Genomic DNA, 25,304 nt, shown 5'->3' on the forward strand with positions numbered 1-25,304 from the left:
ACTATTCATTTCCCTCACTGTACAGGCTTTGATGTAGTGGCTCCAACGTTCCCCCGGTACAAGAGCCCAAGCATGAACAATAAAAAATCCCTGCAGATGGGTTGGTTCATTCCAACGATTGGCGACACCACTGCCTTCAGCGACCCGAGTAAAAGCATCCCGCAGTCCCTCGAACATTTCGAGCGGGTAGCCGTCGCCGCCGAACAGGCCGGATTCGACTACGTGCTGGTCCCCGTGACGCCCTTCTGTTGGGATGCCTGGGTCACCGCCGCCTTCGTCATCGCCCGCACCGAAAAGCTCAAGGCCCTGGTGGCGGTAAAGCCCGGCTTCATCCACCCGGTCGCCCAGGCCAAGATGTTCGCCACCTTCGACCAGCTGTCCAAGGGACGCATCTACATCAACCTGATCGCCGGCCTCAGCGAGAAAGACGCTTACGCCGAGGGCCAGATCGTCTCCAAGGAAGAACGCTACGAGCAGCTGGAAGAAGAAGTCGAACTGATGAAACGCCTGTGGACCGAGGAAGGCGTGGAATACGCAGGCAAGTACCACCAGGCGCACGGCCCGAAAGTCATACCGGCGCCCTTCCAGCAACCACACCCGCCGTTCTTCCTCGGCGGCGGTTCGGAGCAGGCGGCAGACATTTCCGCCAGGCACTCCGCCGTCCACCTGTTCTGGGGCGACTACCCGGAGCGCATCGCCGAACAGATCAAGGACATGCGTGAGCGGGCCGCCAAATATGGCCGCGGCGAAGCCATCGAGTTCGCCATGCGCCTGCAGATCATCTGCCGGGAAACCGAAGAAGAGGCCTGGGCCGCGGCAGATACCCTGGTCAACGGCGCCGACCCGACCTGGACCGAGCAGGTGAAAACCATGATGGCCGAGTCCGTTGCCAACCAACGGATGAAAGAGCTCTCCCACACCGTCGGCCGCAAGATGACCCCGCACCTGTGGACCGGCATCACCGAAGTGCGCCCCGGTGCCGGTATTGCCGTGGTGGGCAACCCGCAACAGGTCGCCGACCAGTTGCTGGCGTTCGTCGATGCCGGATGCAGCGGTTTCTGCCTGTCGGGCTACCCGCACCACGAAGAAGCCGAGCGCTTCGGCCGCCTGGTCATGCCGCTGCTCAACCGCTGAGCCCTTGCACTCCTGTCCAATAACAATCAGTCGCCGGCACGCCCGGCGGCAACTGGAGTACCCCTCATGAACACCCAGCATTTCGATCCCAAGCAGTTCCGCCAGGCGCTCGGCGCCTTCACCACCGGCGTTACCATCGTCACCACCCGCGGCGCGGATGGCCAGGACTACGGATTGACCGCCAACAGCTTCAACTCGGTGTCGATCGACCCGCCGATGGTGCTGTGGAGCATCAACAAGAATTCCTCGTCGGCACGCGCCTTCACCGAAGGTTCGCACTTCGCCGTGCACATCCTGGCGACGGACCAGGAGCCGCTGTCGAACCGCTTCGCCAAAAGCGCCGCGGACAAGTTCAGCGGTCTCGACCTGCAACGCGGCACCCGCGACATACCGTTGCTGGACGGCTGCTCGGCGCGCTTCCAGTGCAAGACCACGTATCAGTACGAGGGTGGCGACCACATCATCCTGGTCGGTGAAGTGCTGGCCTTCGACCGCTTCGACAAGGCCCCGCTGGTGTTCCACAGCGGTGGCTACCGACGCCTGTTGCCTGTCGCCGCGGACAACAACCTCTGGCAGCAGCCCGATGCCGTCGCGTCGGCCCGCTAAGGCAGTACCGCGCGGCGACGAGTGCGCCGTGTGGCCTCGACCACAAGAACAAGCCCAAGAGGTAAACCGTCGATGACCAGCACGACGACCGTCCCGGCGCCGGCCACGCCTTGTGCCACGCCATTACAGCTCAATCAGGGCCGAGCCCACTATGCCCTGGGTGTGCTGACGCTCGCCTATGTCTTTTCGATCATGGACCGGCAGGTCCTCAGCCTGCTGGTCGGGCCGATCCAGCAAGCGCTGCACGTCAACGATGCCTGGATGGGCCTGCTGCATGGCTTCACCTTTGCCGCCTTCTATTCCCTGGCCGGCCTGCCGATCGCGCGCGCGCTCGATCGTGGCAACCGGCGCCTGATCATCATGGTCGGTATTGGCTTGTGGTGCCTGGCCACCGCTGCCAGCGGCCTGGCCAGCGAGTTCTGGCACCTGTTGCTGGCTCGCGTCGGGGTGGCGGTCGGCGAAGCCGTCTTGCTACCGGGCGCCGTATCGCTGATCAGCGACCTGTTCGTGCCGCACAAGCGCGGCCGCGCCCTTGGCGTTTTTGGCGCCGGTGGCCCGATCGGCGTTGGCGGAGGTCTGCTCGCCACCGGACTGGTGCTCGGCTACTTCAGCGCCCATCCATTGACCCTGCCCTTGCTCGGCACCCTGGCGCCCTGGCAAACCACACTGATGTCGATCGGCCTGCCGGGGCTGATCGTTCTGCTGCTGATGGCCGGTGTGCCGGAACCACGACTCAATCGCGCCACACGGACAACGCCGAGCGCAGTGGCGTCGGGCGTGCCACTGGGTGAAGTGCTGGCGTTCTTGCGCGCAAACCGGCGCACCTTCGTCGCCATCGTGATTGGCATGGGCTGCTATAACGCCGCAGTGTACGGCGGCGGCGCCTGGGTCCCCAGCTATCTGGTCCGCGAGTTCGGCTGGACTTACGCCAAGGCCGGTACCGTGATGGGCCTGATCATGTGCGTCAGCTCGCCCTTGGGTGTGCTCGGTGCCAGTTGGCTGGGTGAATACTGGCGCCGCCGCGGCGTGGCCAATGGCAACCTGCGCGTGGCGATCTGCGCCAGCATCGTCCTGCCGCTGTGCGTCACCCCGCTGCTGCTGGCGCCCAGCGCCACGCTGGCACTGCCGTTCCTGGCCCTCAGCGCGGCCCTCTGGGTCAGCCTGTTCGGCATCGGCCCGGCATTGATCGTCGAATTAGCGCCCGCGCCGATGCGTGGACAGTTCATCGCGCTGTTTACCGGCGTGCTCAATCTGCTCGGGGTGGGCATCGGCCCGCTGGCGATCGGCGTGATCACCGACTACGTGCTGGTCGACCCCGCCGCCATTCGCTACTCGATCCTGGTCGTCACGCTGATCGCCTGCGTCCTCGCTTGCCCGCTGCTGCTCTGCGCCCGCCACAGCTTCGAGCACACCGCCCGGCGAGCCCGAGAATGGCAGCGCGCTGAACTGACCCCAAACCGATGAGAACGCTCATGAACATGATCAAAGGCAGCTGCCTGTGCGGCGGCATCCACTACTCCAGCCACCTCGGTGCGCTGTCCACCGCGGTCTGCCATTGCAGCGACTGCCAGAAACAGACCGGCAGCGCCTTCTCGGTCAACCTGCTGGTGCACGCCCAAGGCTTTCGGGTCGAAGGTTCAAGCCTTGGCTGCTACTCCAAGGCCGGTGGCAGCGGGTTGCCGGTCAAGCGTTACTTCTGCACCCGATGCGGCTCGGCGCTGTATTCCGAAATCAGCGCGATGCCCGGCCTGTTGGCGGTCAAGGCCGGCACCCTGGTCCAGCCGGCCAACCCCACACCGGATATGCACCTGTGGTGCGCCTCGGCACAGCCGTGGGTGGTCATCGATCGCACGCTGCCGTGCTTCGAACAGACACCCACCGAGTGAAACACCACCGTTCCAACACTTGAGAGCGACTTCATGAAAACAACAAAAATACTGATGAAAACCGGCGCCCTGGCGCTTTCGCTGCTGGCCACGGCCGTCATGGCCAAGGTCTCTCCCGAAGAGGCTGCACAGCTGGGCACGACACTGACGCCCATGGGTGCCGTCAAAGCCGCGAACGCCGACGGCAGCATTCCGGCCTGGACCGCAGGCCTGCCGACAACGGCTGGCACGGTGGACAGCAAAGGCTTTTTGAGTGACCCGTTCGCCAACGAAAAACCCCTGTTCGTCATCACGGCGGCCACCGCCGAGAAGTACAAGGACAAGCTGTCTGCCGGCCAGCTGGCAATGCTCAAGCGTTACCCGGACAGCTACAAGATCCCCGTCTACCCCACTCACCGCAGCGCAGCGCTGCCAACAGGCATCTATTCGGTCATCAAGGCCAGCGCGGTCAAGACTGAAGAAGTGGACGGCGGCAATGGCCTGAGCGGTTTTGCCAATACCCGTTACTACGCATTCCCGGTGCCCAAAAATGGCATCCAGGTGCTGTGGAACCACATGACTCGTTATCGGGGCGGCAACCTCCACCGCCTGGTAACCCGCGTCCAGCCGCAAGCGGACGGGGCGTTCAGCATGGTCCAGCTGGAGGACGAGATCTCTTATCCGAGCGAGCTGCCTGACCTGGACAAGAGCAAGGCCGACAACATCCTGTTCTACTTCATCCAGCGCGTCACAGGACCGGCTCGCCTGGCCGGCAACGTGTTGCTGCTGCACGAAACCATCGACCAGGTGAAGGAACCGCGCGATGCCTGGCTGTACAGCGCCGGACAGCGCCGCGTGCGCCGCGCACCACAGGTTGCCTATGATGGTCCGGCCACGGCTGCCGATGGCTTGGCCACCGCGGACAACTTCGACATGTTCAACGGTGCGCCGGATCGCTACACGTGGGAACTGGTCGGGAAAAAGGAGCTGTACATCCCTTACAACAGCTACAAGCTCGATTCACCCAACCTCAAGTACGCCGACATCCTCAAGGCCGGTCATATCAATCAGGACCTGACCCGCTACGAACTGCACCGGGTGTGGGAAGTGGTGGCCAAGGTCAAGCCCGGCCAGCGTCACATCTATGCGACACGCCACATGTACTTCGATGAAGACACCTGGCAACTGGCCGAGGTAGACCATTACGACGGCCGTGGCCAACTGTGGCGCGTCGGCGAAGGGCATGCCCAGCAGTACTACCATAAGCAGGCGCCGGGCTATACCGCCGAAGCCCTGTATGACCTGCAGTCCGGTCGCTACTCGGTACTGGGCCTGAAAAACGAGGAAAAGCGCAGCATTGAATTCGGCGCCGTCGCTTCGGCGAACAACTACACCCCGGCCGCACTGCGTCAGGCGGGCGTGCGCTGATCGCGTCATCCACGTGTATTTGGCGGCTATCCAGCCGCCTTTTTCAAGCCCCTCAGACCTCGACTAAAACGCCAACGTGTAACCCACGATGATCCGGTTTTCGTCCGCCGCATCCGCGAAATTGGAGCGCATCGTTGCGTTGCGCCAGCGCAGCGAAACATTCCTCAAAGGTCCTGACTGGACGATATAGCTGAGGTCGGTCGTGCGCTCCCATTCCTCACCCTCGCCGCCTGCGGCATTCAAGGCGCGACCTTTGACGCTGCTGATGCGTTGCGGATCGACCTGGTCGCCCTTCACGTAACGTAGATTGAACGTCAGCCCTGGCACACCGAGGGCCGCGAAGTCGTAGTCATAGCGCATCATCCAGGCGCGCTCATTGGCCAGCGCAAAGGTGCTGATTTGTTGCTCGCTGAACAGGTAGGTGTCCGTTCCGCCGACGTAAGCGTAAGCCGTATCGCCATTGACCTTCTGGTAACCGCCGCTGAACGTGTGCCCCTGGATCGAATAGCCGAAGTTAGTGCTCAAGGTCCTGTTATCGACCTTGCCAAGCAACTCGCGACCTGCTTCGCGGGCAGAGAAATAGCGCCATTCGGTGAACGCTTCGCCCGGCCCCATCGCGGTCTTGTATTTGAAGCCGGCGAAGTTGCGCTGAAACAGGTTTTCAAGCTGACTTGTGTGAACACTCAGCGTCAGGTTTTTCAGCGGCTGGTAATCAACCCCCGCGTAGTACAACCGGTCACTGGTCACCGTTGCCGAATAAGCCCCCTGCTGCGCCATGGCCGTCAGGTCTTCGAAATCAGTGGAGTCACGCAGCTTGGTGGCGTCGACCTCAAGCAGCGTGAAGGTAAACCTGTCCAGGTCCTTGCTGACCAGCTGGGCGCCGTTGAACCACTGTGGAAACAGACGACTGTAGTTCGACGCCAACAACGGCAGTTGTGGGCTGAGACCGCCCACACGCACTTCTGTCTCGGACAACCTGGCCTTGAACGCGCCGACGGCCTTTGAATAGTCATCCACGGCACGCTTGTCCGAACCCCGGGGCAACAAACCGGTACCGGAGCGATCCGGGCTGGAATCGAGCTTGATCCCCAACATGCCCACGGCGTCCACGCCAAAACCCACGGGGCCGGGTGTGAAGCCGGACTGGAGCTTCAACATGAACCCCTGGGCCCATTCGGCCCGTCGGGACTGGGTGGCGGAATCACCGTGGAAATCACGATCAAAGTAGAAGTTACGCAGTTCCAGACTGCCCTTTGCATCGTCGACGAAACCTGCATGAACCGCCGAATGCGAAGCGCAGCAAAGCGTCGCGAGCATCAGCGATGCCCGCTGTGTGTTAAACAAGGTCATGTTGGCGCCTGTCTTATTGTTGTTATCAGCAGTGAAGGATGCAGGGGAATCCGGTCAGACCTTAGGATTCCTGACGTAGCGCATCACCACAAAACAGGCGATCAGGATCATCGGCGCGATGGACAGCATGCCCATGTAGCTGGTCCCGCTGACGTCGTTGATCTTGCCCACCATCACCGGCGCGACCATGCCACTGAGCTGGCCGATGGAGTTGATGGCCGCCGTGCCGCTGGCGATCGCCAGCCCCGAGAAGGTCGATTGCGGTATCGTCCAGAAAATCGGGATCGCGATGAAGGTGCCTGCCGTGGCCAGTACCAGCGCCGCCATCATGGCCCAGGATGAATCGGAGAACAGGCAGGCCAGCAGGTACCCGATGGCGGCCAGCAACAGGCACATCACCAGGTACTTCTTGCGCTCACCGGTGCGGTCCGAGAGCCGGGTCAGCCAGATCATGCCGATGCACGCCACGATGTAGGGCAGCGATGACAACATGCCGACCCAGAACACGCTGTGTACGCCGGACGATTTGATCAGGTGCGGCATCCAGAAATTCAGGCCGTAGGAAGCGGTCTTGATCACGAAGTAGATCAACGCCATGATCGCCACTTCCCGCGTCAGCAACACCCGCCACAATGACCCCAGCACCGGTTTCTGGTTCTTCTTGTCATGCTCCAGGTTCGCCGCCAGCAGGTCTTTCTCACTTCGGCTCAACCACTTGGCCGATTCGATATCCCGATCGAGCTTCCACAGCACCAACAAGCCCAGCACCACACAGGGCAAACCGGACATCAGGAACAGCCAGTGCCAACCGGCAAGGCCGAGCACGCCGTCCATCGTGCCCAACAAAATCCCGGCCGCCGGGCCGCCCAAGGCCCCGGCGAGCGGTACCGACAGGAACCACAGCCCGTTCATCTTCGCCAGGTGCTTTTTCGGGAACCAGCACGCCAGGTAGAACAGGATCGCCGGGCCAAAGCCGGCTTCCATCACACCAATCAGGAATCGCAAGAAGTAAAGCGTGTATTGGGTGTAGGCGAACATCATCGCCGCCGTGGCCAGGCCCCAGGAGACCATGATCCGGCAGATCCAGGCGGGCGCGCCGTAGCGTTTCAGGCCCAGGCTGCTCGGCACTTCGAACAGTACGTAGCCAATGAAAAACATGCTCGCCGCCAGGCCATAGGCCGCGTCGGTCAAGCCCAGTTCCTGCTGCATCTGGGTTTTGGCGAAACTGATGTTGATCCGGTCAAAATAGGAAAACAGAAAGCAGATGATGGCCAGCGGCATGATGCGCCAGGCCACTCGCCGATAGAGCAGAAGCTCGTTGATCGTTTCTTCGCTGCGCGCAACCGAAATTGCACCAGTCATGGCAACCATGATGTTTCTCCATTGTTGTAATTATTGGAGAGGGGCACGTCCTCAAGGACGTTGCCCAACGGGGTTTAGCGGATTCGTACCAGTTTGTCTTTGTAAACCTGCCCCTTGATGACGTAGTCCCGGGCGTTACGGTGCATGCCGGCGATGGCTTCAGGCGTCAGCTCACGCACGACCTTGGCTGGCGCGCCCAGAATCAGCGAATTGTCCGGGAACACCTTGCCCTCGGTGACAATCGCTCCGGCGCCAACCAGGCAGTTCTTGCCGATGACCGCACCGTTGAGCACGACCGCTTGAATCCCGATCAGCGCACCATCGCCGATGGTGCAACCATGCAACATGGCCTGGTGACCGATGGTGACCCCCTCGCCTACCGTCAGCGCAAATCCGGGGTCGGCGTGCAGCACCGCACCTTCCTGCACATTGCTGTGTTGACCGATGCGAATCGGTTCGTTGTCCCCGCGCAGCACCGCTTGGGGCCAGACGCTGACGCCCTGTTCGAGGGAGACATTGCCGATGACGGTGGCATCCTCGGCGACAAAGGTTTCAGGGTGAATCGCAGGAACAAGCGTGTCGAATTGATAGATAGCCATGGCAGATTCCCCTCAGGCCGCAACGTCGGTTTTCAGGACGCCCGCCGCACACAGTTCGGCAATGTGTTCATCGCTGTAACCCAGCTCGCGCATGACCTTGTGGGTGTGTTCCCCGATACGCGGAATCGATCGGCGCGCCTGCAGGCGTTCGCCATCCAGGGACAGTGGCAGCAAAGGCATGGCGGTGAATGTTCCGTCTTCCAGCTCAAGGTTGGCCAGACCGCCGCTTTGCAGCAGATGCGGATCTTCGAACAACTCCTCCGGCCGACGGATCGGCGCGAACGGAATGCTGTTGGCTTCAAGCTTCAGCGCCAGCGCCTGGGCATCCATGGTGGCAAAGACTTCAGCCAGGTGAGCCAGCAATCGTGGCCGCTGCAGGACACGATCGTTGTTGGTGGCCAGGGTCTGGTCGTCGAGCAATGCGGTCTGGCCCAGCACCTGGCACAAGGCGTTCCACTGCCCTTCGCCGGTGGCCGCCACGAACATCTGCTCGCCGTTGGCGAACTCGAACACGTCGTAGATGGCCCAGGCACTGATGCGGTTCGGCATCGGCGCAGCCGCCTGGCCGGTCACGGCGTACTGCTGCATATGTTGCGCCGCGAGCAATACGCAGTTTTCGTAAAGCGCGCTTTGCACCTCGCGGCCAACGCCGGTGACGTTGCGATCATTAAGCGCGGCAAGCACACCGATGGCCCCGAACATGCCGCCCATGATGTCGTTCACCGAGCTGCCGGCACGTAAAGGCCGGCCGACCGGGCCGGTCATGTAGGCAAGGCCAGCCATCATCTGCACCACTTCATCCAGGGCCAGGCGGTTGTCGTACGGGCCGTTGAGGAAGCCTTTGTGCGAGGCATAGATGATGCGCGGGTTACGCTCGCGAATCGCTGCGTAACCAAAGCCCAGTTCCTGCATGCGACCGGGTTTGAAGTTCTCGATGAACACGTCAGCCGTGTCGATGAGCTCCAGCACGGCTTCACGGCCTTGCGCGGTATTGACGTCGATGGCGACGCATTGCTTGTTGCGGTTGAAGGTGCGGAAAAAGCCGGCACCGGCGCCCAGCAAACGGCGTGTGCCATCGCCACGGGTCGGTTCGATCTTGATCACCTCGGCACCCAGATCACCGAGGATCATCCCGCAGGTCGGCCCCATCACCATGTGAGAAATTTCGACGACACGAATGCCGTCCAAGGGAAGTCTGGACATTGTTGTTCTCCTCGATCGGACAGGCTCAGAAGCGGTTGGCAACAGGCGCGTAATTGAGTGGCAGGCCGGCGCGGGCGATGCAGCCGTAGAGGCTCTCGCCTGGCAACGCCTCACGCAGCACATCCCGTGAGGCGATCAGCGAGGCCAGGTCGATGCCGGTGTCGTAGCCCATGCCTTGCAGCATGAACACCAGGTCTTCGGTGACGGTGTTGCCGGACGCCCCCGGCGCGAACGGGCAACCGCCCAACCCGGCCAGTGACGAATCGAGCTCGGTAATCCCTTGCTGCACGGCCACCAGGCTGTTGGCCAGTGCCAGGCCTCGGGTGTCATGGAAATGCGCGGCCCGGAGTTTGTCACCAGCGATGGCCCGCACGGCCTGCAAGGTCGTCGCCACCTGGCCCGGATTGGCGTAGCCCGTGGTGTCGCCAAGCGAAACCAGGTCACAACCGGCTTCCAGCACATGACCGGTCAACTCGCAGAGGTCGCTCAATGGCACATCACCCTGTCGGGTGCAGCCGAAGGCCACCGACATTCCGGCAATCACCTGCACGTTGTGCAAGCCCAACCCGGTGCGCAGCTGGCACATCAGCCCCAGCTCCTCGACCATCTCCAGCGGCGTGCGACGCACGTTGGCCAGGCTATGGGCCGAGCTGACAGAAACCGGTGCAATGATGCGGTGGGCACCGGACTCAAGCGCATCGCGGCAGCCGCGCAGGTTGGGTGCCAGTACGGTGACGACCAGGTCCGGGTAGCTCAAGGCATGCGCCACGACCTCCTTGGCATCTGCCATCTGTGGCAGCAGTTTGGCGGGGACGAAGGAGGCGACCTCCATATGACGCACGCCCGCCGCATAGGCGGCATCGATCCACTGGCGCTTGGCGGTGGTGGGCATGATGGCTTGAAGGCTTTGCAAACCATCGCGCATGCCGACTTCGTTGATTGTTATTGTTGTCATCAAAAGGCTCTCACGGTCTGAAGCGTGGTTTCAGATTAGAGAGCCATCGGTACAGCGAAAAGACGTGATTTACGGGCTGATCCATCGTCAACCACGATGGATACACTCAAGGTCGGGCTTGCAGCGGCGGAGCGCGCAACAGCAGATGATCCAGCAGCCTTCGCGCCGACAGCGATAGCGCCTCCCGATCACGTACGCAGATCACGAACTCACCCAACGCCCACTCATCGGTCAGCGCAATGATGCTCAGGTCAAACAAGCGGGCGTATCGCGCAACCGCTTCCAGCGGAAACACCGCCAGCCCCAGACCGAACTGCGCCAGGCGGAACGCTGCATCGAACGACGACACATAGGAGCGAAAACGCAGCTCCTGGCCGTGTTGTGCGGCTTCTTCGCGCATGAAGTTGTTGAGCGTGGCGAACGCGGACAATCCCAGGTGATCGAACGCCAGCGTCTCGGCGAACGCGATGCTGGAGCGACCCGCCAAAGGATGGTTGGCACCCACCACGACCGCCAGATGGTCTTGCCGAAACGGCAGGAACTCCAGGTCACCCACCGCCATCGAACGCCGACAAATGCCCAGGTCGGCATTGCCCTCAGCCACCCCTCGCACCACATCAGGACTGAAGCGCTCCTCGATGTCGACTTGGATCCTGGGATGCTCCAGCATGAAATCAGACAATTCCTCCGGCAGGAACTCCATGATCGACGAGACGTTGGCCAATACCCGGACATGCCCACGGGCGCCTTCGGCGTACTCGCTGAGTTCGCTGTCGAGCCGCTCCATCGCCCGCGTCAACGACCGCGCGTGCCGCAGCAGTGCGACACCCGCCGGTGTCGGTTCAACCCCGCGTTTGCTGCGCTTGAGCAGCGGCGTACCGAAGCGCGCCTCGATATCGGAAATCCGCTTGCTGACCGCCGATGGCGCGATAAACGCCCGCTCGCTGGCGCGTGCGATGGTGCCCTCATCGCAGACCAGGATGAACAGGCGCAAGGAAAAGTGATCCAGGTGTTGCGTCATGCCCTGCCCTCAACTCATCGCCTGGCACGTACCAGGCGTTGCTCTTTCGATTTGCGTGAGGTTTTCGCAGATGCCCGGGATATGTGCAAGGGTCGCCTTGTGAGCCTGATCGGCGCGGCCGGCGGTGGCGAAGGGTTTGACTATTGCACCTGCGCCTTGAACGCGTCGTACGCCGATAACGGCAGGCTGATGCCCTCGCGGACCGCACGGGCATAGGCTTGCTCCTTGGCCTTGCCCGGCAGGTAAACGCCCAAGGCTTCCAGCCGCGTCATCTGCTCGCCCAGCCGTGAGGCAAAGCACTCGTCCAGCAACCTGGGAGCAATGCCAATCACCAGCATGCCAGCCCCTGGGGATTCGCTGCCGGCACGGAAATCTGCTGCATCCAAGGACCAATTGGCCCCCGTCAAACCCGCCGCGAGCACCTCGACCATCAACGCGATGTTGGCACCGCGACCGCCCCCGAATGCCAGCAACGTCCCGTGCAGTGCCTCCCGCGCGCTGCGCGTTTCATTGCCTTGTGCATCAACCGCCCAGCCGGCCGGTATCGCCTCCCCCGCTTCAGCGGCCCGAAGCAGGTTTACGTAGGCCGTGGCGCTACTGGCCTGGTCAATCGCCAGTAAACGACCCGCAGCACTGGCGGCGGCAAATGCGATGGGGTTGGTGGAGTACAGCGGCCGGCTCTGGCCCGCCACGGTGAGCAGCGGTGAGCCATTGGTGAACGCCAACGCGACCAGCCCCTCGCGCGCCAGGCGACGGGTGTAATAGCCCAGCTCGCCACAGGTGAAAGCGTTGAACTGCGCAAACAGGGCGATACCCAGTTGATGCGCATTGCTGCACAGCACCGGGAAAGCGCGATCGAACCCCAGTTGCGCAATGCCTTGGGCCGCGTCGCAGCGGATCATGGCCGGCGCGACCTGGGTCACGATGGGCTCGGCAGCCGTGGCGATTCGGCCGGTGGCAAAGCCGCTGAGGTAGTCAGGCAAATGGCCGAAACCGACTTCGTGTTGGCCATGGGCCTGGGCTGATACCGTGGCGTTGGCAAGCGCCGAGGCCACGGCGTAGCTGGTGCCATGAGCCAGGCAGAGCTGTTGTGCGAAGGTGGTGGCATCGGTCAGGGACAGGCGCTTTTCGGGTTTGTCGTCGTCCATGGTGGCTTCAGTGTTCTCGGATTGTAGGTATGCCGCAGCTTGAGAACCCGTAGGAGCGGCTTTGGGCGCTCCTACAGGATTTGTGTCGTTCAGTTGATTATCTTTACTGAATCATCCTCGGCTCACCCACCTGCGCAGCCTCGCGGTCCAGGCCAAACGAGGCGAGGATTTCAGCGATTTCGCCCGAGGCATGCAAGGCCTGGATGTTGTTGCCCAGCGCCTCGCCCAAGGCTGCGTTGGACTTGGTGTACGGGAAGGCGCTCTGCCCAGGCTCAAGCGTGGCCTTGACCCGTTGATCGGGCTCGGACACCTTGATGCTCTTGCCGGGGTACGCGCCCTTCTGCTGCGAAGAAACCCCCACCGCGAAGCTGTCCGCGCCGACCTGGATGCGCTTGGACGCCAGGTCCTGGGCCATGGCCACCGGGTTCGGGTAGAGCACCAGATTATCGCCAAAGGCCTTCTTCAAATCGTCCACCCACAGGTAGCCCTGCACGGTGCCGATGCGCTTGCCGTCCAGTTCGGAAATCTTCGTGTAGCCCTCATCCGAAATAATGCCCATCACGTCCAGGTACAACGGTGCCGACAACCCCAACGCCTTGCTGCGCTCCGCCGTGCGGTACCAGTCACCGATGCCGACATCGGCGCGCTTTGACACCACCGCCTGCACCACCGCTGCGGTGTCCACCACCATGGTCTTGACCTTCAGGCATTCGCGCTCGGCGATGCGCTTGATGATCTCGCCATCCACGCCGCTCAACTGGTTGTTCGGCCCCGGTATCGAGTAAGGCGGGAAGACATACGCCGCCACGGTCAGCACACCCGGCGTAATGGTTTCAAACTGGTTCGCCGGGGTGCATTCGGCCAGGGCGTACGGCACGCCGGCCAGGGTCGAGCACAAGAACATCCAACGGGTAAAATGTTTGAATGAGCGAGTCATGACGTCACCTTTGCAATAAGAGAGCAGCAGCCGAAAACGGCGTGAGTGGCATTTGTTGTTATGGCTGGCTGGGTGCCAGTCTTTTTTCCAGCGCTGCCACGCCCAGGGTCGCCGGGGCACAGACAGCGGCATACAGCAAACCGGCCAGGATCAGCACCGGCATGTACTCAAACGTGGAGGAACCTATGGAGGACGCCCGGCTGACGATTTCTGGCAGGGCGATGGTGAAACACAGCGACGAGGCCTGGAACATCATGATCGAGAACCCCAGCAGCGACGGCAGCGCTACCCGCAAGGCCTGAGGCAGGATCACAAAGCGCAGGGCGTCGAACCGGTTGAGGCCGATCACCTCGGCGGCCTCGGTTTGCCCTGGGGCCACCGCCTCGATGCCACCGCGAATGATTTCACTGGTGTAGGCCGCCGTGCAGTACGCCATGGCCAGCGCGGCAGCCCAGAACGAGGTCAAGGTCAGGTTGACGCTGGGCAGGCCAAAGTAAAAATACTGCAGCAGGATCAACGCCGGCGCACCGCGCCCAAGCTCCACGATGACCAAAGACGGGTAACGCAACCAGCGGCTCGGGGCCGAGACACCAAGTGCCAGCACCAGCCCCAGTACAATACCCAGGCCCAGGCTCACCGCCGTGACCTGCATCGACAGCACAAAGCCCTTCCACAACTCCGGCAGCCATTGGGCCCACATCGTCAGCAGTTCGCTCATCGGGCAATCCTCTGTTTCAACGTGGCCGAGAGCCAACGGGAGAACAAGGCCACCGGCACGCTGAGCACCAGGTAAACCACCGCCGCCGCGCTGTAGACGCTCAGGCCCTGAAAGGTCTGTTGTGAAACCTGATAGGCCTGGAAGCTGATATCGCCGACGCCAATGGTCGAGGCCACGGCCGAATCCTTGAGCAGGCCGATGGCGTAGGTGGCCGAGGTGGGAATGGCGATGCGCACCAACTGCGGTAACACCACATCGAAAAACCGTTGTGATGCCGACAGGTTAAGCACATGGGCGGCTTCGAATTGCCCGATGGGAATCGCCGCGAAAGCACCGCGGTACACCTCGGACATGTGCGCCGCCGTGATCAGCCCCAGGCCGACCACTGCCGCGGTAAACGGCGACAGGCTGATATAGCCGCCACCGATGCCAAAGAAGATGAAAAACAGCCAGACAATCGGCGGAATGGAGCGCAGGGTCAGCACCAGCATGGCCGCCAGGAAACGCAGGGGCTTGACCCTGGACAGGCGCAGGGCACAGATCGGAAACCCCAGCACCACGCCGACGCAGAAGGCGAGCACGGTGACGGCAAGGGTCCACGGCACACCGTTCAACAGCATCATCAGGATGTCTTGCATCAGCGATTCCTCACGGCCTGGAGGAACTGGATCACCCGTTCATGCTCGGGCTGGCGCATCACTTGCTGGCTCGGTCCCTGCTCGATGATTCGCCCCTCGGCCATCACCACCACGCGGTCGGACACGGTTTCGGCGAAGTGCATCTCGTGGGTCACGACGATCATCGACATGCCTTCGCAGGCGAGTTCTTTCATCACCGCTAGCACCTCCAGGCCCAGCTCGGGGTCCAGCGCCGAGGTCGGCTCATCGAACAGCATCAATTCAGGGTCCAATGCCAGGGCGCGGGCGATGGCGATCCGTTGTTGCTGGCCACCGGAGCAGCGCGCCGGATAATGCTGGGCCTTGTCGGCCAACCCCACGCGTTCGAGCAGTTGCATGGAGCGGGCGTCGGCCTCTTTGGCGCTACGGCCCAAGGTACGGATTTGCGCCAGGCTGACATTGCGCAGTACCGTCAGGTGCGGAAAAAGATTAAACGACTGGAACACCATGCCAATGCGCCGGCGCAGCTTGAGCAGCTCTGTACGGGGCAACGTCTTGCCAGCTTCGATGTGCACGCCATCCATACTGACCCGGCCCTGGGTCGGCGGCTCCAACTGATTGATACAGCGCAGCAAGGTACTTTTGCCCGAACCACTGGGCCCGATAATGGCCACCACCTCGCCCTTGCTCATTTCAAAACACACGTCGTGCAGGACGGGATAGGGGCCAAACTGTTTATGAATGCCCTCCAGGCGCAAGAACGGTTCGGCGCTGGCCACTGGGCGCGGCGCCAGGGAGGGTGCGGTTTCGATCACGGTCATACTGCTCATGGTTTTGCTCCAGCTATCGATCGCCGTCGACTAAGGGCGTGCGCGAAAGTTTTATCGGCCCGTTGGCGCTGATCAGCACCTGTTCCTCGAGCTTCACCCCTTCCCCACCGCCTTGTTCACCGATGTAGCTTTCCACCGACACCACCATGTTTTCCTCGAACAGGCCGTCGTAGCCCCACTCGGCGAAATCCACGGCGTAGGCGACGCTGGGGTACTCGTCCACCAGGCCGACGCCGTGCAGCATCATCATGTAGCGGTTGTGCTCAAAGCGCTTGGGCACAGGCCAACAGTGTTCGGCAAACTCGCGAAAGGACAGGCCCGGGCGCAGCAGTTCGACGTTGTGGTTGATCTGCTGCGAGGCGATTTCCAGCAAGTCGCGCTGGGCCGCTGTCGGCGCCTTGCCGGGGCAGACGAAGCTGCGAGAGATGTCCGAAAGGTAACCACCGGGCCCGACCATGTCGGTGTCAAAACAGACCATCTCACCGGCCTTGATGACCTTGTCGGTGGCGTCCTGGAACCACGGGTTGGTGCGCGGCCCGGAGCTGAGCAAGCGGCTTTCGGCCCATTCCCCGCCGTGCGCGACATTAGTCCCGTGCATGATGCTCCACAGCTGGTTTTCAGTGACCCCCGGCACCAGGCTTGTGCGCATCCGGGCAATGGCCAGGTCGCACACGCCCATGGACACCCGGTGGCTGGCAACCTCTTCAGCCGATTTGATCAAGCGTGCCTGCTCCATCAACGGCTGCGCATCGAACAGCTCAATGCCCTTATGCGTCAGGCGCTGCGCGCCCCAAGGGTCACAACGGTCCACCGCCAGGCGGCGATTGCCGCCACCGTGGCGGGCCATCAGGTCCGCCACTTCCTGGGCCCAGCGCTCGGCTTTTTCCTGCACGCGGGGGCCGGCAAGAAAATACAGCCAGGGAATCGCCGGGCGAATTTCATCGATGGTTTCCACGTGCTCGCTGTTGTGCCGGCTGCTGGTGAACTCGAACAGCACCACCGGGCCGTCGGTGGCCACAAACACATAGCGGCTGGGCGAGTGCATCACCCACAAACCGAGGTTATTGGTGTCGGTGGCATAGCGAATATTGATCGGATCGGCCAACAGAATGCCGGCGTAATCCTGGGCGCGCAGTTGCTCGCGAATGCGCTCCAGGCGGTAATGACGCAGGGCTTTGCGGTCGATGGCGGTATACGCATCGAGTAACGCCGTGTCGACCGGCGCCAGGGCATGTTCAGTGACCTTGGCATCGCTGCGAAAGCGCAGGTCGCGTTCGGTTAACGCTGTGAGCAGCTCAATGGAATCAGAACCCGTATGCATGCAACAACCTCCGCTGGGAAGAGTTTGATGTTCATCAAATCAATCAGGCCAACTGTCGGGGCAGTAACTAAAGGCTTCTAAATCAGGGGACGGCTGTCTTTATTGTTGTGGGTGACACACGGCAGCTAGAGGTCCTTGACCAGCCGCAGGGCATCGTAGATGGCCGCATGGGTATTGCGCGACGCCACGGCATCACCAATGCGGAACAACTGGAAGCGCCCTTCGGGGTTGCTCGCAACGGTTTGCGGCTTGCCGACAATCAGGTCCATGTACTCCACGGTGCCTTCGTTGCTGGCCAAGGGCTTGAGTTCAAAATACAGCTCGTCCAGCGGCCGGGTGCCGTGGTTGACCACCACCTGATCCACCAGGCGTGTTTTAGTCAGGTCGCTGTAATCGGTGCCGATCGTCGCCAGCAATTGGTCGCCTTGTTTCTCCACAGCCTTGAGCCGGTAGGTGACGGTAAAGGTGGTGTCCAGTTGCTGCAACGAGCGCATGTAGGGCACCAGGTTCATGCCCATGACTTCCGGCGCGAACGAGCGGTCGGGGGTCATGATTTCAGTCTTGGCGCCACTGCGGGCGATGAATTCGGCGGCTTGCAGGCCGGCGTGGTCGCCCGCATCGTCGTACACCAGCACATTGCGCCCAGGCTTCACGTCGCCGGAAATAATGTCCCAGCTTGAAACCAGGAATTGATTGCCGTGTTCCAGCACTTCGGTGTGCGGCATGCCCCCGGTCGCCACGATCACCACGTCGGCATTTTCATCGAGAACAATCGCGGTGTCGGCCCAGGTGTTGAAGTGAAACGTCACCCCAAGGCGCTCGCATTGCGCCATGCGCCAATCGATGATGCTGATCATTTCTTTGCGTCGCTCGGACTGCGCGGTCAGGCGAATCTGTCCGCCGGGTTTGTCCGCCAGCTCATACACCACCACCTCGTGGCCGCGCTCGCCTGCCACCCGTGCCGCTTCCAGGCCACCAGGGCCGGCGCCGACAATCACCACTTTGCGCTTCTGCGCAGCCTTGGGTATTTCATGAGGCATGGTGGTTTCACGACCGGTCGCGGCGTTGTGGATGCAGTAGGCAGCGCCAGCGTTGTAAATGCGGTCCAGGCAATAGTTGGCGCCCACGCAAGGACGGATATCGTCTTCACGGCCTTCGATGATCTTGCGCACGATGTGCGGGTCGGTCATGTGCGCGCGGGTCATGCCGACCATGTCCACCAACCCCGAGGCAATGGCATGACGCGCCGTGGCCACGTCGGGAATTTTCGCTGCATGGAAGGTCGGGAAGCCGGTCAGCGCCTTGATTTCTCCGGCAAAGTCCAGGTGCGGGGCATTGCGCATGCCCTGGATCGGGATGATGTCGGTCAGCCCGGCGTCGGTGGCGATGTTGCCGCGAATCACATTAAGGAAGTCGATCATGCCACTGTCTTTCAACAGTTGGGAGATCTGCAAGCCCTCCTCTTTTTGCAGGCCGCCGGCGAGGACTTCATCCCCGGTGTAGCGAATGCCGACGATAAATTCCGAGCCCACGCGTTTGCGAATGGCCGTGAGCACATCGAAGGTAAAGCGCAAGCGGTTTTGCAGCGAGCCGCCGTACGGCCCTTCCAGTTCGTTGGTCAGTGGCGACCAGAACTGGTCCATCAAGTGGCCGTAGGCTTGCAGCTCGATGCCGTCCAGGCCGGCGGCTTTCATGCGTTCGGCGGCATCGGCGTAGTCGCCAATGATGCGGTCGATGTCCCACTGTTCGAGCTGCTTGGGGAAGGCGCGGTGTGCGGGTTCCTGATTGTGGGAGGGCGACACCACCGGTAGCCAGTCGCCTTTGTCCCAGCGGGTACGCCGGCCCAGGTGAGTGAGCTGGATCATCACCGCCGCACCATGTTCGTGGCACTCGTCGGTCAGGTCTTTCATCCAGCCGACCACTTCGTCCTTGTAGGCCAGAATGTTGTTGAACACGGGCGGGCTGTCACGGGAGATCGCGGCGGAGCCTGCGGTCATGGTCATGGCTACACCGGCTTTGGCACGTTCAACGTGGTAGGCCCGGTAGAGCTTTTTCGGCATCCCGTCTTCCGGGTAAGCCGGTTCGTGGGAGGTGGTTATGATGCGGTTGCGCAGGGTCAGATGCTTGAGGCGATAAGGCTGAAGTAGCGGATCGTTTTTCATATCGGTCTCGCAGACAGGTCATCAGGCACGCCGACAATATGCCCCTCTGTACACCAGTGTCAATACTCTTGACACTGGTGTACAGTTGACCAAGAAATGCAAATTCAGACAGGGAAGAAATGCCCATGAAAGCAACCACCTCAACGGCGGAACAGGCAGGCCGAGGCTCACTGGAAGGCTGGCTTAATGCGGCCTACGAAAGCCTGACCGAGTCAGGCGTCGATGCCGTGCGAGTGATGCCGCTGGCGAAAAAACTGAATTTGTCGCGCACCAGCTTCTATTGGTTTTTCGAAGACCGCGATGCCTTGCTCGCAGCCTTGATCGAGCAATGGAAAAACAAGAACACCTTCAACCTGGTGAGCAAATCCCAGGCCTATGCCGAGTCCATCACCGAGGCGATTCTCAACGTCTTCGACTGCTGGCTTAACAGCGAATTGTTCGACTCGCAGTTCGAGTTCGCCATGCGCAGTTGGGCGCTGCAATCACCGGAAGTGGCGCAGGAAATCGGCGAGGCTGACGCGCAGCGCGTCGAGGCATTGCGGCAGATGTTCGACCGTTTCGGCTTTGAACACGATGCTGCGATTACCCGCGCCCGTACGATCTACCTCACGCAAATCGGTTACATCAGCATGAAAACCCGGGAACCCCTGGCCCAGCGCATGCGCTACATCCCCGAGTACCTGAAGATTTTCACCGGCAGGGAGCCGGAAGCCCGTGAGCTGGAGCGCTTTTATCAGCGCAACGGTTTTAGCGGTGCCGATTTGAACGTCTAAAAACATCGACTCACAACCCGGTTTCTTTGAAGTTGCGCGCGGTCCACCTTGTTTTCGAGACTGTCTCGGCCGTCCCGATACCTGACTGAATTGGCTGAATGGGGCAGTCCAGGAAGGACGCCAGGGCGATTCGCTCATTGGCAGCGAGCTCTTTTGGCCGATTTCTGTTTGTAGCCACCGTCAGCTTTGGGTCGTTTTCTGCCCCTCGTGTAAGTCAGAAATCTGACAATAGCTGCCTCTGGCCAATTGGCCAAAGCCCATTGAGATACACCTAAGCCGTTGGCGCTGGTGAGGGGAAGGCAGCGTCAGAACGAAGCATCTGGATCGGTGGGCTGCAGATGTTCACAAAAGGACTGTCTTGACGTTTCAGCTGTCCAGTATTATCAGCGCCGCTAAGCTGAGATTACTGAATCGAAACCAGCGCCACCTCAGCATGTTGAGCTCCACCAGTGACGCTTGGTAACGCTCGGGGCAAGCCTCACCCGCCCTCATTTTGATCAACCCCTTTTGTACCCTCGGTGCGAACGTCATTGTCGCCGGGGTTGGAGCCGCAATGCCTCTTCGTTTTCAGAAAAAAGTCTTCCCCATCCATTTTTTAAACCTGTCAGGAGATGAGTTTGAACGTCTAGTTTTCGCGTCGCTTTTTAGGATGCATGCTTGGCATACTTTGGATTGGTTCGGGCAGACCGGAGGGGATGATGGCAAAGACATCATTGGAGTGCGAGACAATTGGTATGGCGACCCGGAAACCGTTGTTTTTGCCTGCGCGAACTGGAAAGCCTTCACCAGCACGAAAGGCATTAGTGACATAGACAAGATTGTGGCAAGTCTGGCTCATCCTCCGGCTGAAATTGTCATCGTAGTAGGAAGTAATGTAAGCGCAGAAACTAAGGAAAAATGTATTGCTCACGCCAAGTCGAAAGGGGTAGATGCTGTTCAGATATGGGCTGGAACTGAGTTTGAAGAGCAACTGCGTTTTCATGCAGATTCTGTCCTGCGGCGCTTCTTCGAAGGTGAGGAGCTCCCTCGTGAGTCAGGCGCGATTCGCGAATTAGTTGCCGAGCTCGATCCATCAGACGACAAGGAGGCAGGTGCCCTCGTCGCTCGGCTATTCATTCGTCCGGCTTTCATGACTCCAATTTGGGGGGAGAGCTCGCTGCCTGCGTTTAGCCAAGCGATTGGCGATACGATAAATGCGTTGAATACAGGCATATGGAGAGATCGTGAGGGCGCCTTGATATCTCGGATTTGCCCCGGGCATCTTTTCTCGAATGCTACCGTTAAAAACTCTTTGTCCAAAACGGTGAAGGCGCTAATTCAGCTAAGAATGGATTTTGATACTGGATTGCAGCAAGGGCTTATCAGATCACTGTCGTCGGAACCCGACGGGCCGTATTTTCAGATCGAACCAGTCCTAAGCAGGAAGCTCGAAAGCACTCGGCAGAAGGCTCTGAAATTGGTGAATTCTGCACTCCGCGAGCTAGGGGTTCCTTTGCTAGATGTGTAGCGATATGTCACCTATCCATTTCGGATGATGAAGGGGGGAGTGATTGACCCAGCCCCCATTCACATTGAAAGGCTGCTTCGGGTCGATTGCCGTCGCTCGTGATGAGAGGCAGCCATCAGAAGCGTCCAACGGCCCTTAGGTGCATAAGCCCGCCACTGGGCCAATCGTAATGGCTCGAGTACAGTAGCACTAATGATATTCCACATTTATGGTAGTGGTTCAGATGACAAGTGCTCATACAGATCAAGATCTGACGCGATTTAAAATGGCCACCACTGCTGTTCAGCAGAGCCTGATGCGGCACTCAGTGACGTTGCTGATCTGGGACCTCGATGCCGACCAGCCGAAGGGCTTAGGAAGCGCAACATGCATCGAACTACAAGGTGTTCGCTATCTGTTAACTGCAGCCCACGTGGTGATCGATAGCCAGGGGCAGCACCTAGACTCGCGTGCGATCGCAGTGTTGTTCAGTAAGGATGGCAACACGAAAAACACTTTCATCCGACGGATTCTAACGGTCGGTGGAGGGGAGAGTGATTCTCTCGACATTGCACTGCTCGAACTGAGTGCAGAAGGAGGAGACCGAATCGCAACGTGCAGAGAGTTTCTTGCCGAGACGCGCATTCTCCATGGGGTATCAGCAGATGAATCACGGCTTTTTGCTATCTATGGCGCACCGAGCGCCTGGTCGCGCGCATCAATGGTTGAAAAAACAGTCGGCGCAGGGACTATGTGTTACGTCACGAACTCTTGCGATCCATTTCCCTCTCATCTGAACCCGGCGCACGACATTGCGCTCGAGTACAACATGACGTCGAACATCTCGCCGTCCCAAGAAGGAACCGTTGAAGCGCCCGAGCCACCGGGCCTCAGCGGCGGTGGCATTTGGCTGGTTACTGAATCACGAGAGGGATTGTTCTGGACCCCAAGTGAATCTAAATTGGTCGGAGTTCAAAACCGCTGGCGGAAGAGCGCCGGATATGTTCGAGGAACTCAAGTGCAGTTTGCTGTCTCTCTTTTGAATGACGCCGGTCCATGTGTGATCTAGACCTCATTAGATAGAGACGCTTTGCGGCACAAGTAATCGCCCATAATTTCCCAAGTTCAATTCGAAAGTCTGCTTTTGGCCGTTTGCTGCCTGTCGCGAAGGGCCGCAACCGACCCAAAGCTGCCCTTCGTGGAAGACAGAAAACGGCCAAAAGCTGTCAATCGGATCAATCTAAAAACCGGTGGGCGATATAAGGCGAGGCGCGGGTCTCCAGATTCAGATTCAGATGCCGATGCCAATTGCGGTTCTTTCGATCATTGGCCATCATCCGACTATTGGTGGCGAAACAGATGGCGGGAAAATTATGACGGATGCCGAGCTAACTGCATTAGCAACTATACTTTTGGTGGTGGTGGGAGGAGCTCAGGTAGGAATACTATCTGGACAACGACAACAACAAAGGTTGGATTGGGCGGAGATGTACCGACGTAGATGGACTGAACTCCAAGGCGACTGGGCGACGATTGTATTTCTTGGACGCAAGGCACAAGACTATTATCAAATCGCTCATCATATAAAACTCCAAGAATTACGCGAGTTTGTAAAATCATCTTCTAACGGCATCGCGTCCTCATGGGCTCAGGCGTCCGTTCGTAATGTTTGTGGCATGCTTAGTGATCTCTGTTCAAGAATACTGCAAGGCCATATCAAAATTGATGAAATCTATCCGATTTTTGGCACGGAGTTGCTGAGGCAGGGAGCACCTCTTCGCACTTTGCTAGACGGCAATTCTGAATACCTTAAATGCTACGGATCTATCGGGCCCACCGAAGAGGAGTTGAGGCACGACCGTCTTCGCAGCGAAATTACGACATGGTTGGTTTGCCACGATGGAATTCGGCGGCGCTGCCTCATTATGATCGACTTGCTTTGGGCTGAAGCAGCGAGGCTTGAAGATCTACCACCTTATGAGCTGATTACAGCCGCAGACGCTAAAGCGCGCTCTGGTCATCTGAATCGCGCTAGGTTAAGTGCCGAAGTTCGAAGGCTAGGTGGTTGGGGGGCTCGGAGAAGAGCGCGGCATCTTACAAATACCCTTCGCCACGCAGAATGGCGCCGGCTCCCTTGGACTAGGGGCTTAAACAAGAAAAAGATGAAAAAGCTTGATGAAGAATGGACTCAACGGTACCTCAACACCTAGCAGTTATGCTCTTATTATATTTTCTGCCCAGGTGACCGAGTTTTCTATTAAGAACATGCAACATAAGTGGCGAGAAACACTACGCCACTTATGTCGCCTACTTATATATACGCCAGAGATAACTGTATGAGCTATTTCAACAATTTCGAACGACTCTTCATGCAACGCAGCCTAAATCTTATTGACACATACAATGGCGAGTATGAAACCACACAACTACTGAATGGGCTCATCGGGCTTTTGTTTTTCCCACATGAAAAAATGCGGGAATTAATACCTGAGACTTCCCTCCAAGAATTGGAGGCTTGGGGTTTTAATCCAGAATGCATTCTCAATGCTGGTGCAAACAAAGAGCCACAAGAGTTAAATCTGAGGGAAATAATACGCCACCTACGAAACTCTGTCGCTCATTGTAGGGTAAACCCATTTCCAAATGATCACCGACCATGCGAAGGCTTCTATTTTGCGGATAAAAATGGCTTCGAGGCAAAGATACCAACAAATCAAATCAAGAACTTAATGAGAAATTTACTCGAACATTTGTTGCAGCAGTGACATATAGCTAATGGTTCAAGCCGTTCGCTTCGCTCCCTGGGACGGGCTAAAGCCCGCCCCTTAACCAAACGTTAGTGTCCGCTTTTGGCTGATTTCTACCCTTCACGAAGGGCGGCTTTGGATCGTTGGCTGCCCTTCGCGACAGCCAGCAATCGGTCATTAGCAGTGGGACAGACTTGGTAGCAAATAGGTAGCGTCGGCTTGCTGCGCTGAGTTTTTACCGCAGTTAAGCTTGCCGTCATCCAAGTCGCGTTTCTCCCTGGGCTATGTCGCAGTTGCTGCGACTCCCTGGCTAAAAACTGAATACGGTATGGGCCATGGTCACGCTAACGCTAACGCTCTCGTTGCGCATTTCCTATGCGTCCGCTAAAAGTGCCTAACAATGCGCTCAAGCCGTTCGCTTCGCTCACTGGAACCGTGTTCCGCGGCCCTTAACCTGAATGCTGGGTACCATGAAAGAACTTACTGACGACCAGTTCCATGAGGCTCTGAACAGCCAAGACGCCCTCGGCTTGGTTATTCGAGCCCACATTCATATCGAACACTGGGTAGGAGAGTTCCTAGAATCGACTCTTCCCCAGTACAAGAGGTTCGCCAAAGATCTCAACGCTGACTATGACGAAAAAGTTCTACTTGCGTGCATTTCTGGTCTATCAGCGGATTTGAAAGCTCCGCTTTCGTCTTTTGGAAAATTGCGCAACCGCTTTGCCCATCGACCGAACTATGAGCTATCCCCCACAGATGCTGAGAACATCTATGCATCGCTGTCAGCTAAGCACAAAGTGCAGATTCAAAGCGCATACAAGAAGCTTGCAGAGGCACACAAGCGCCAGGTGAAGTCATATAGCAATCTGGATACCGAGGCAAAAATCAACCTATTGGCAATGTTCCTTCGGGCGAAAGTCAAAAAGGCATGCGCTCAGGCGAATGGCACCTAGTTAAAGGGGTCAAAGTGATTAGTCTTAAATCACTCCTGTCCCTTTCCGACATGAGGGTCTGTATGACTTCGTCGCCGAAGATCACC

Annotated in this window: 25 protein-coding genes; 12 read left to right on the forward strand and 13 right to left on the reverse strand. The window is 59.4% G+C overall.

All coding sequences use genetic code 11. The features are described 5' to 3' along the window. Positions 1 to 72: 72 nt before the first annotated feature. The 5 genes from HFK74_RS31430 (at position 73) to HFK74_RS31450 (ending at position 5,033) form a co-directional block, all read left to right on the forward strand. The gene (locus HFK74_RS31430) at positions 73 to 1,134 is read left to right on the forward strand and encodes an LLM class flavin-dependent oxidoreductase (protein ID WP_180206923.1); all 1,062 of its coding nucleotides are present in this window, start codon (positions 73 to 75) and stop codon (positions 1,132 to 1,134) included. Positions 1,135 to 1,200: 66 nt separating this feature from the next. Then, positions 1,201 to 1,740: a flavin reductase family protein gene (locus tag HFK74_RS31435; protein WP_180206924.1), complete on the forward strand. Its 540-nt coding sequence runs from the start codon at positions 1,201 to 1,203 to the stop codon at positions 1,738 to 1,740. A gap of 72 nt (positions 1,741 to 1,812) precedes the next feature. After that, positions 1,813 to 3,204: an MFS transporter gene (locus HFK74_RS31440; protein ID WP_180206925.1), complete on the forward strand. Its 1,392-nt coding sequence runs from the start codon at positions 1,813 to 1,815 to the stop codon at positions 3,202 to 3,204. Between the two features lie 8 nt (positions 3,205 to 3,212). Beyond that, entirely contained in the window at positions 3,213 to 3,626 is a 414-nt protein-coding gene (locus HFK74_RS31445) for a GFA family protein (protein WP_180206926.1), read from the forward strand. A 33-nt stretch (positions 3,627 to 3,659) separates the two neighbouring features. Next, positions 3,660 to 5,033: a DUF1329 domain-containing protein gene (locus HFK74_RS31450; protein WP_180206927.1), complete on the forward strand. Its 1,374-nt coding sequence runs from the start codon at positions 3,660 to 3,662 to the stop codon at positions 5,031 to 5,033. A gap of 63 nt (positions 5,034 to 5,096) precedes the next feature. Here HFK74_RS31450 and HFK74_RS31455 read toward each other — a convergent pair whose 3' ends face one another. From HFK74_RS31455 to HFK74_RS31515, 13 genes are all read right to left on the reverse strand, one after another. Then, positions 5,097 to 6,383: an OprD family porin gene (locus tag HFK74_RS31455; protein WP_180206928.1), complete on the reverse strand. Its 1,287-nt coding sequence runs from the start codon at positions 6,381 to 6,383 to the stop codon at positions 5,097 to 5,099. A gap of 54 nt (positions 6,384 to 6,437) precedes the next feature. Then, complete coding sequence (locus tag HFK74_RS31460) at positions 6,438 to 7,754, reverse strand: MFS transporter (RefSeq protein WP_180206929.1); 1,317 nt, start codon at positions 7,752 to 7,754, stop codon at positions 6,438 to 6,440. A 65-nt stretch (positions 7,755 to 7,819) separates the two neighbouring features. Further along, complete coding sequence (locus HFK74_RS31465; RefSeq protein ID WP_180206930.1) at positions 7,820 to 8,344, reverse strand: gamma carbonic anhydrase family protein; 525 nt, start codon at positions 8,342 to 8,344, stop codon at positions 7,820 to 7,822. A gap of 12 nt (positions 8,345 to 8,356) precedes the next feature. Further along, a complete protein-coding gene (locus HFK74_RS31470; RefSeq protein ID WP_180206931.1) occupies positions 8,357 to 9,547 on the reverse strand; it encodes a CaiB/BaiF CoA-transferase family protein in 1,191 nt (396 codons plus the stop codon). 25 nt (positions 9,548 to 9,572) lie between these two features. Continuing rightward, entirely contained in the window at positions 9,573 to 10,502 is a 930-nt protein-coding gene (locus tag HFK74_RS31475; protein ID WP_180206932.1) for a hydroxymethylglutaryl-CoA lyase, read from the reverse strand. 106 nt (positions 10,503 to 10,608) lie between these two features. Further along, positions 10,609 to 11,523 (reverse strand): LysR family transcriptional regulator, encoded by a 915-nt coding sequence (locus tag HFK74_RS31480; RefSeq protein ID WP_180206933.1) that lies wholly within the window; start codon positions 11,521 to 11,523, stop codon positions 10,609 to 10,611. 140 nt (positions 11,524 to 11,663) lie between these two features. After that, entirely contained in the window at positions 11,664 to 12,671 is a 1,008-nt protein-coding gene (locus HFK74_RS31485; protein WP_180206934.1) for an Ldh family oxidoreductase, read from the reverse strand. 103 nt (positions 12,672 to 12,774) lie between these two features. Further along, positions 12,775 to 13,608, reverse strand: coding sequence for an ABC transporter substrate-binding protein (locus tag HFK74_RS31490; protein ID WP_180206935.1), 834 nt, complete (start codon positions 13,606 to 13,608; stop codon positions 12,775 to 12,777). Between the two features lie 58 nt (positions 13,609 to 13,666). Beyond that, entirely contained in the window at positions 13,667 to 14,326 is a 660-nt protein-coding gene (locus tag HFK74_RS31495; protein WP_180206936.1) for an amino acid ABC transporter permease, read from the reverse strand. Then, positions 14,323 to 14,964, reverse strand: coding sequence for an amino acid ABC transporter permease (locus HFK74_RS31500; protein WP_180206937.1), 642 nt, complete (start codon positions 14,962 to 14,964; stop codon positions 14,323 to 14,325). Before HFK74_RS31500 ends, HFK74_RS31495 begins: the two co-directional genes overlap by 4 nt. Beyond that, positions 14,964 to 15,773 carry an amino acid ABC transporter ATP-binding protein gene (locus HFK74_RS31505; protein WP_180206938.1) on the reverse strand — a complete coding sequence of 270 codons (810 nt, stop codon included), beginning with the start codon at positions 15,771 to 15,773 and terminating at the stop codon, positions 14,964 to 14,966. Before HFK74_RS31505 ends, HFK74_RS31500 begins: the two co-directional genes overlap by 1 nt. A 13-nt stretch (positions 15,774 to 15,786) precedes the next feature. Then, positions 15,787 to 17,094, reverse strand: coding sequence for a Xaa-Pro peptidase family protein (locus tag HFK74_RS31510; RefSeq protein ID WP_180206939.1), 1,308 nt, complete (start codon positions 17,092 to 17,094; stop codon positions 15,787 to 15,789). 125 nt (positions 17,095 to 17,219) lie between these two features. Further along, a complete protein-coding gene (locus HFK74_RS31515) occupies positions 17,220 to 19,256 on the reverse strand; it encodes an NADH:flavin oxidoreductase (protein ID WP_180206940.1) in 2,037 nt (678 codons plus the stop codon). A 125-nt stretch (positions 19,257 to 19,381) separates the two neighbouring features. Between HFK74_RS31515 and HFK74_RS31520 the strand changes: the two genes are divergently transcribed. The 7 genes from HFK74_RS31520 (at position 19,382) to HFK74_RS31550 (ending at position 25,218) form a co-directional block, all read left to right on the forward strand. Continuing rightward, positions 19,382 to 20,029: a TetR/AcrR family transcriptional regulator gene (locus HFK74_RS31520; RefSeq protein ID WP_008059841.1), complete on the forward strand. Its 648-nt coding sequence runs from the start codon at positions 19,382 to 19,384 to the stop codon at positions 20,027 to 20,029. A 553-nt stretch (positions 20,030 to 20,582) separates the two neighbouring features. After that, entirely contained in the window at positions 20,583 to 21,536 is a 954-nt protein-coding gene (locus tag HFK74_RS31525; protein WP_180206941.1) for a restriction endonuclease, read from the forward strand. A 265-nt stretch (positions 21,537 to 21,801) separates the two neighbouring features. Further along, positions 21,802 to 22,584, forward strand: coding sequence for a hypothetical protein (locus HFK74_RS31530; protein ID WP_180206942.1), 783 nt, complete (start codon positions 21,802 to 21,804; stop codon positions 22,582 to 22,584). A 226-nt stretch (positions 22,585 to 22,810) separates the two neighbouring features. Then, entirely contained in the window at positions 22,811 to 23,725 is a 915-nt protein-coding gene (locus HFK74_RS31535) for a hypothetical protein (protein WP_180206943.1), read from the forward strand. Between the two features lie 126 nt (positions 23,726 to 23,851). Next, entirely contained in the window at positions 23,852 to 24,280 is a 429-nt protein-coding gene (locus HFK74_RS31540) for a HEPN family nuclease (RefSeq protein WP_180206944.1), read from the forward strand. 232 nt (positions 24,281 to 24,512) lie between these two features. Then, positions 24,513 to 24,650 carry a DUF4287 domain-containing protein gene (locus tag HFK74_RS33365; protein WP_257230489.1) on the forward strand — a complete coding sequence of 46 codons (138 nt, stop codon included), beginning with the start codon at positions 24,513 to 24,515 and terminating at the stop codon, positions 24,648 to 24,650. A gap of 82 nt (positions 24,651 to 24,732) precedes the next feature. Continuing rightward, on the forward strand, positions 24,733 to 25,218 hold the full coding sequence (locus HFK74_RS31550) for a hypothetical protein (protein WP_180206945.1): 486 nt from the start codon (positions 24,733 to 24,735) through the stop codon (positions 25,216 to 25,218). Positions 25,219 to 25,304 lie beyond the last annotated feature (86 nt).

It is taken from the genome of Pseudomonas sp. SbOxS1 (assembly GCF_013416725.1).
Classification (GTDB): domain Bacteria; phylum Pseudomonadota; class Gammaproteobacteria; order Pseudomonadales; family Pseudomonadaceae; genus Aquipseudomonas.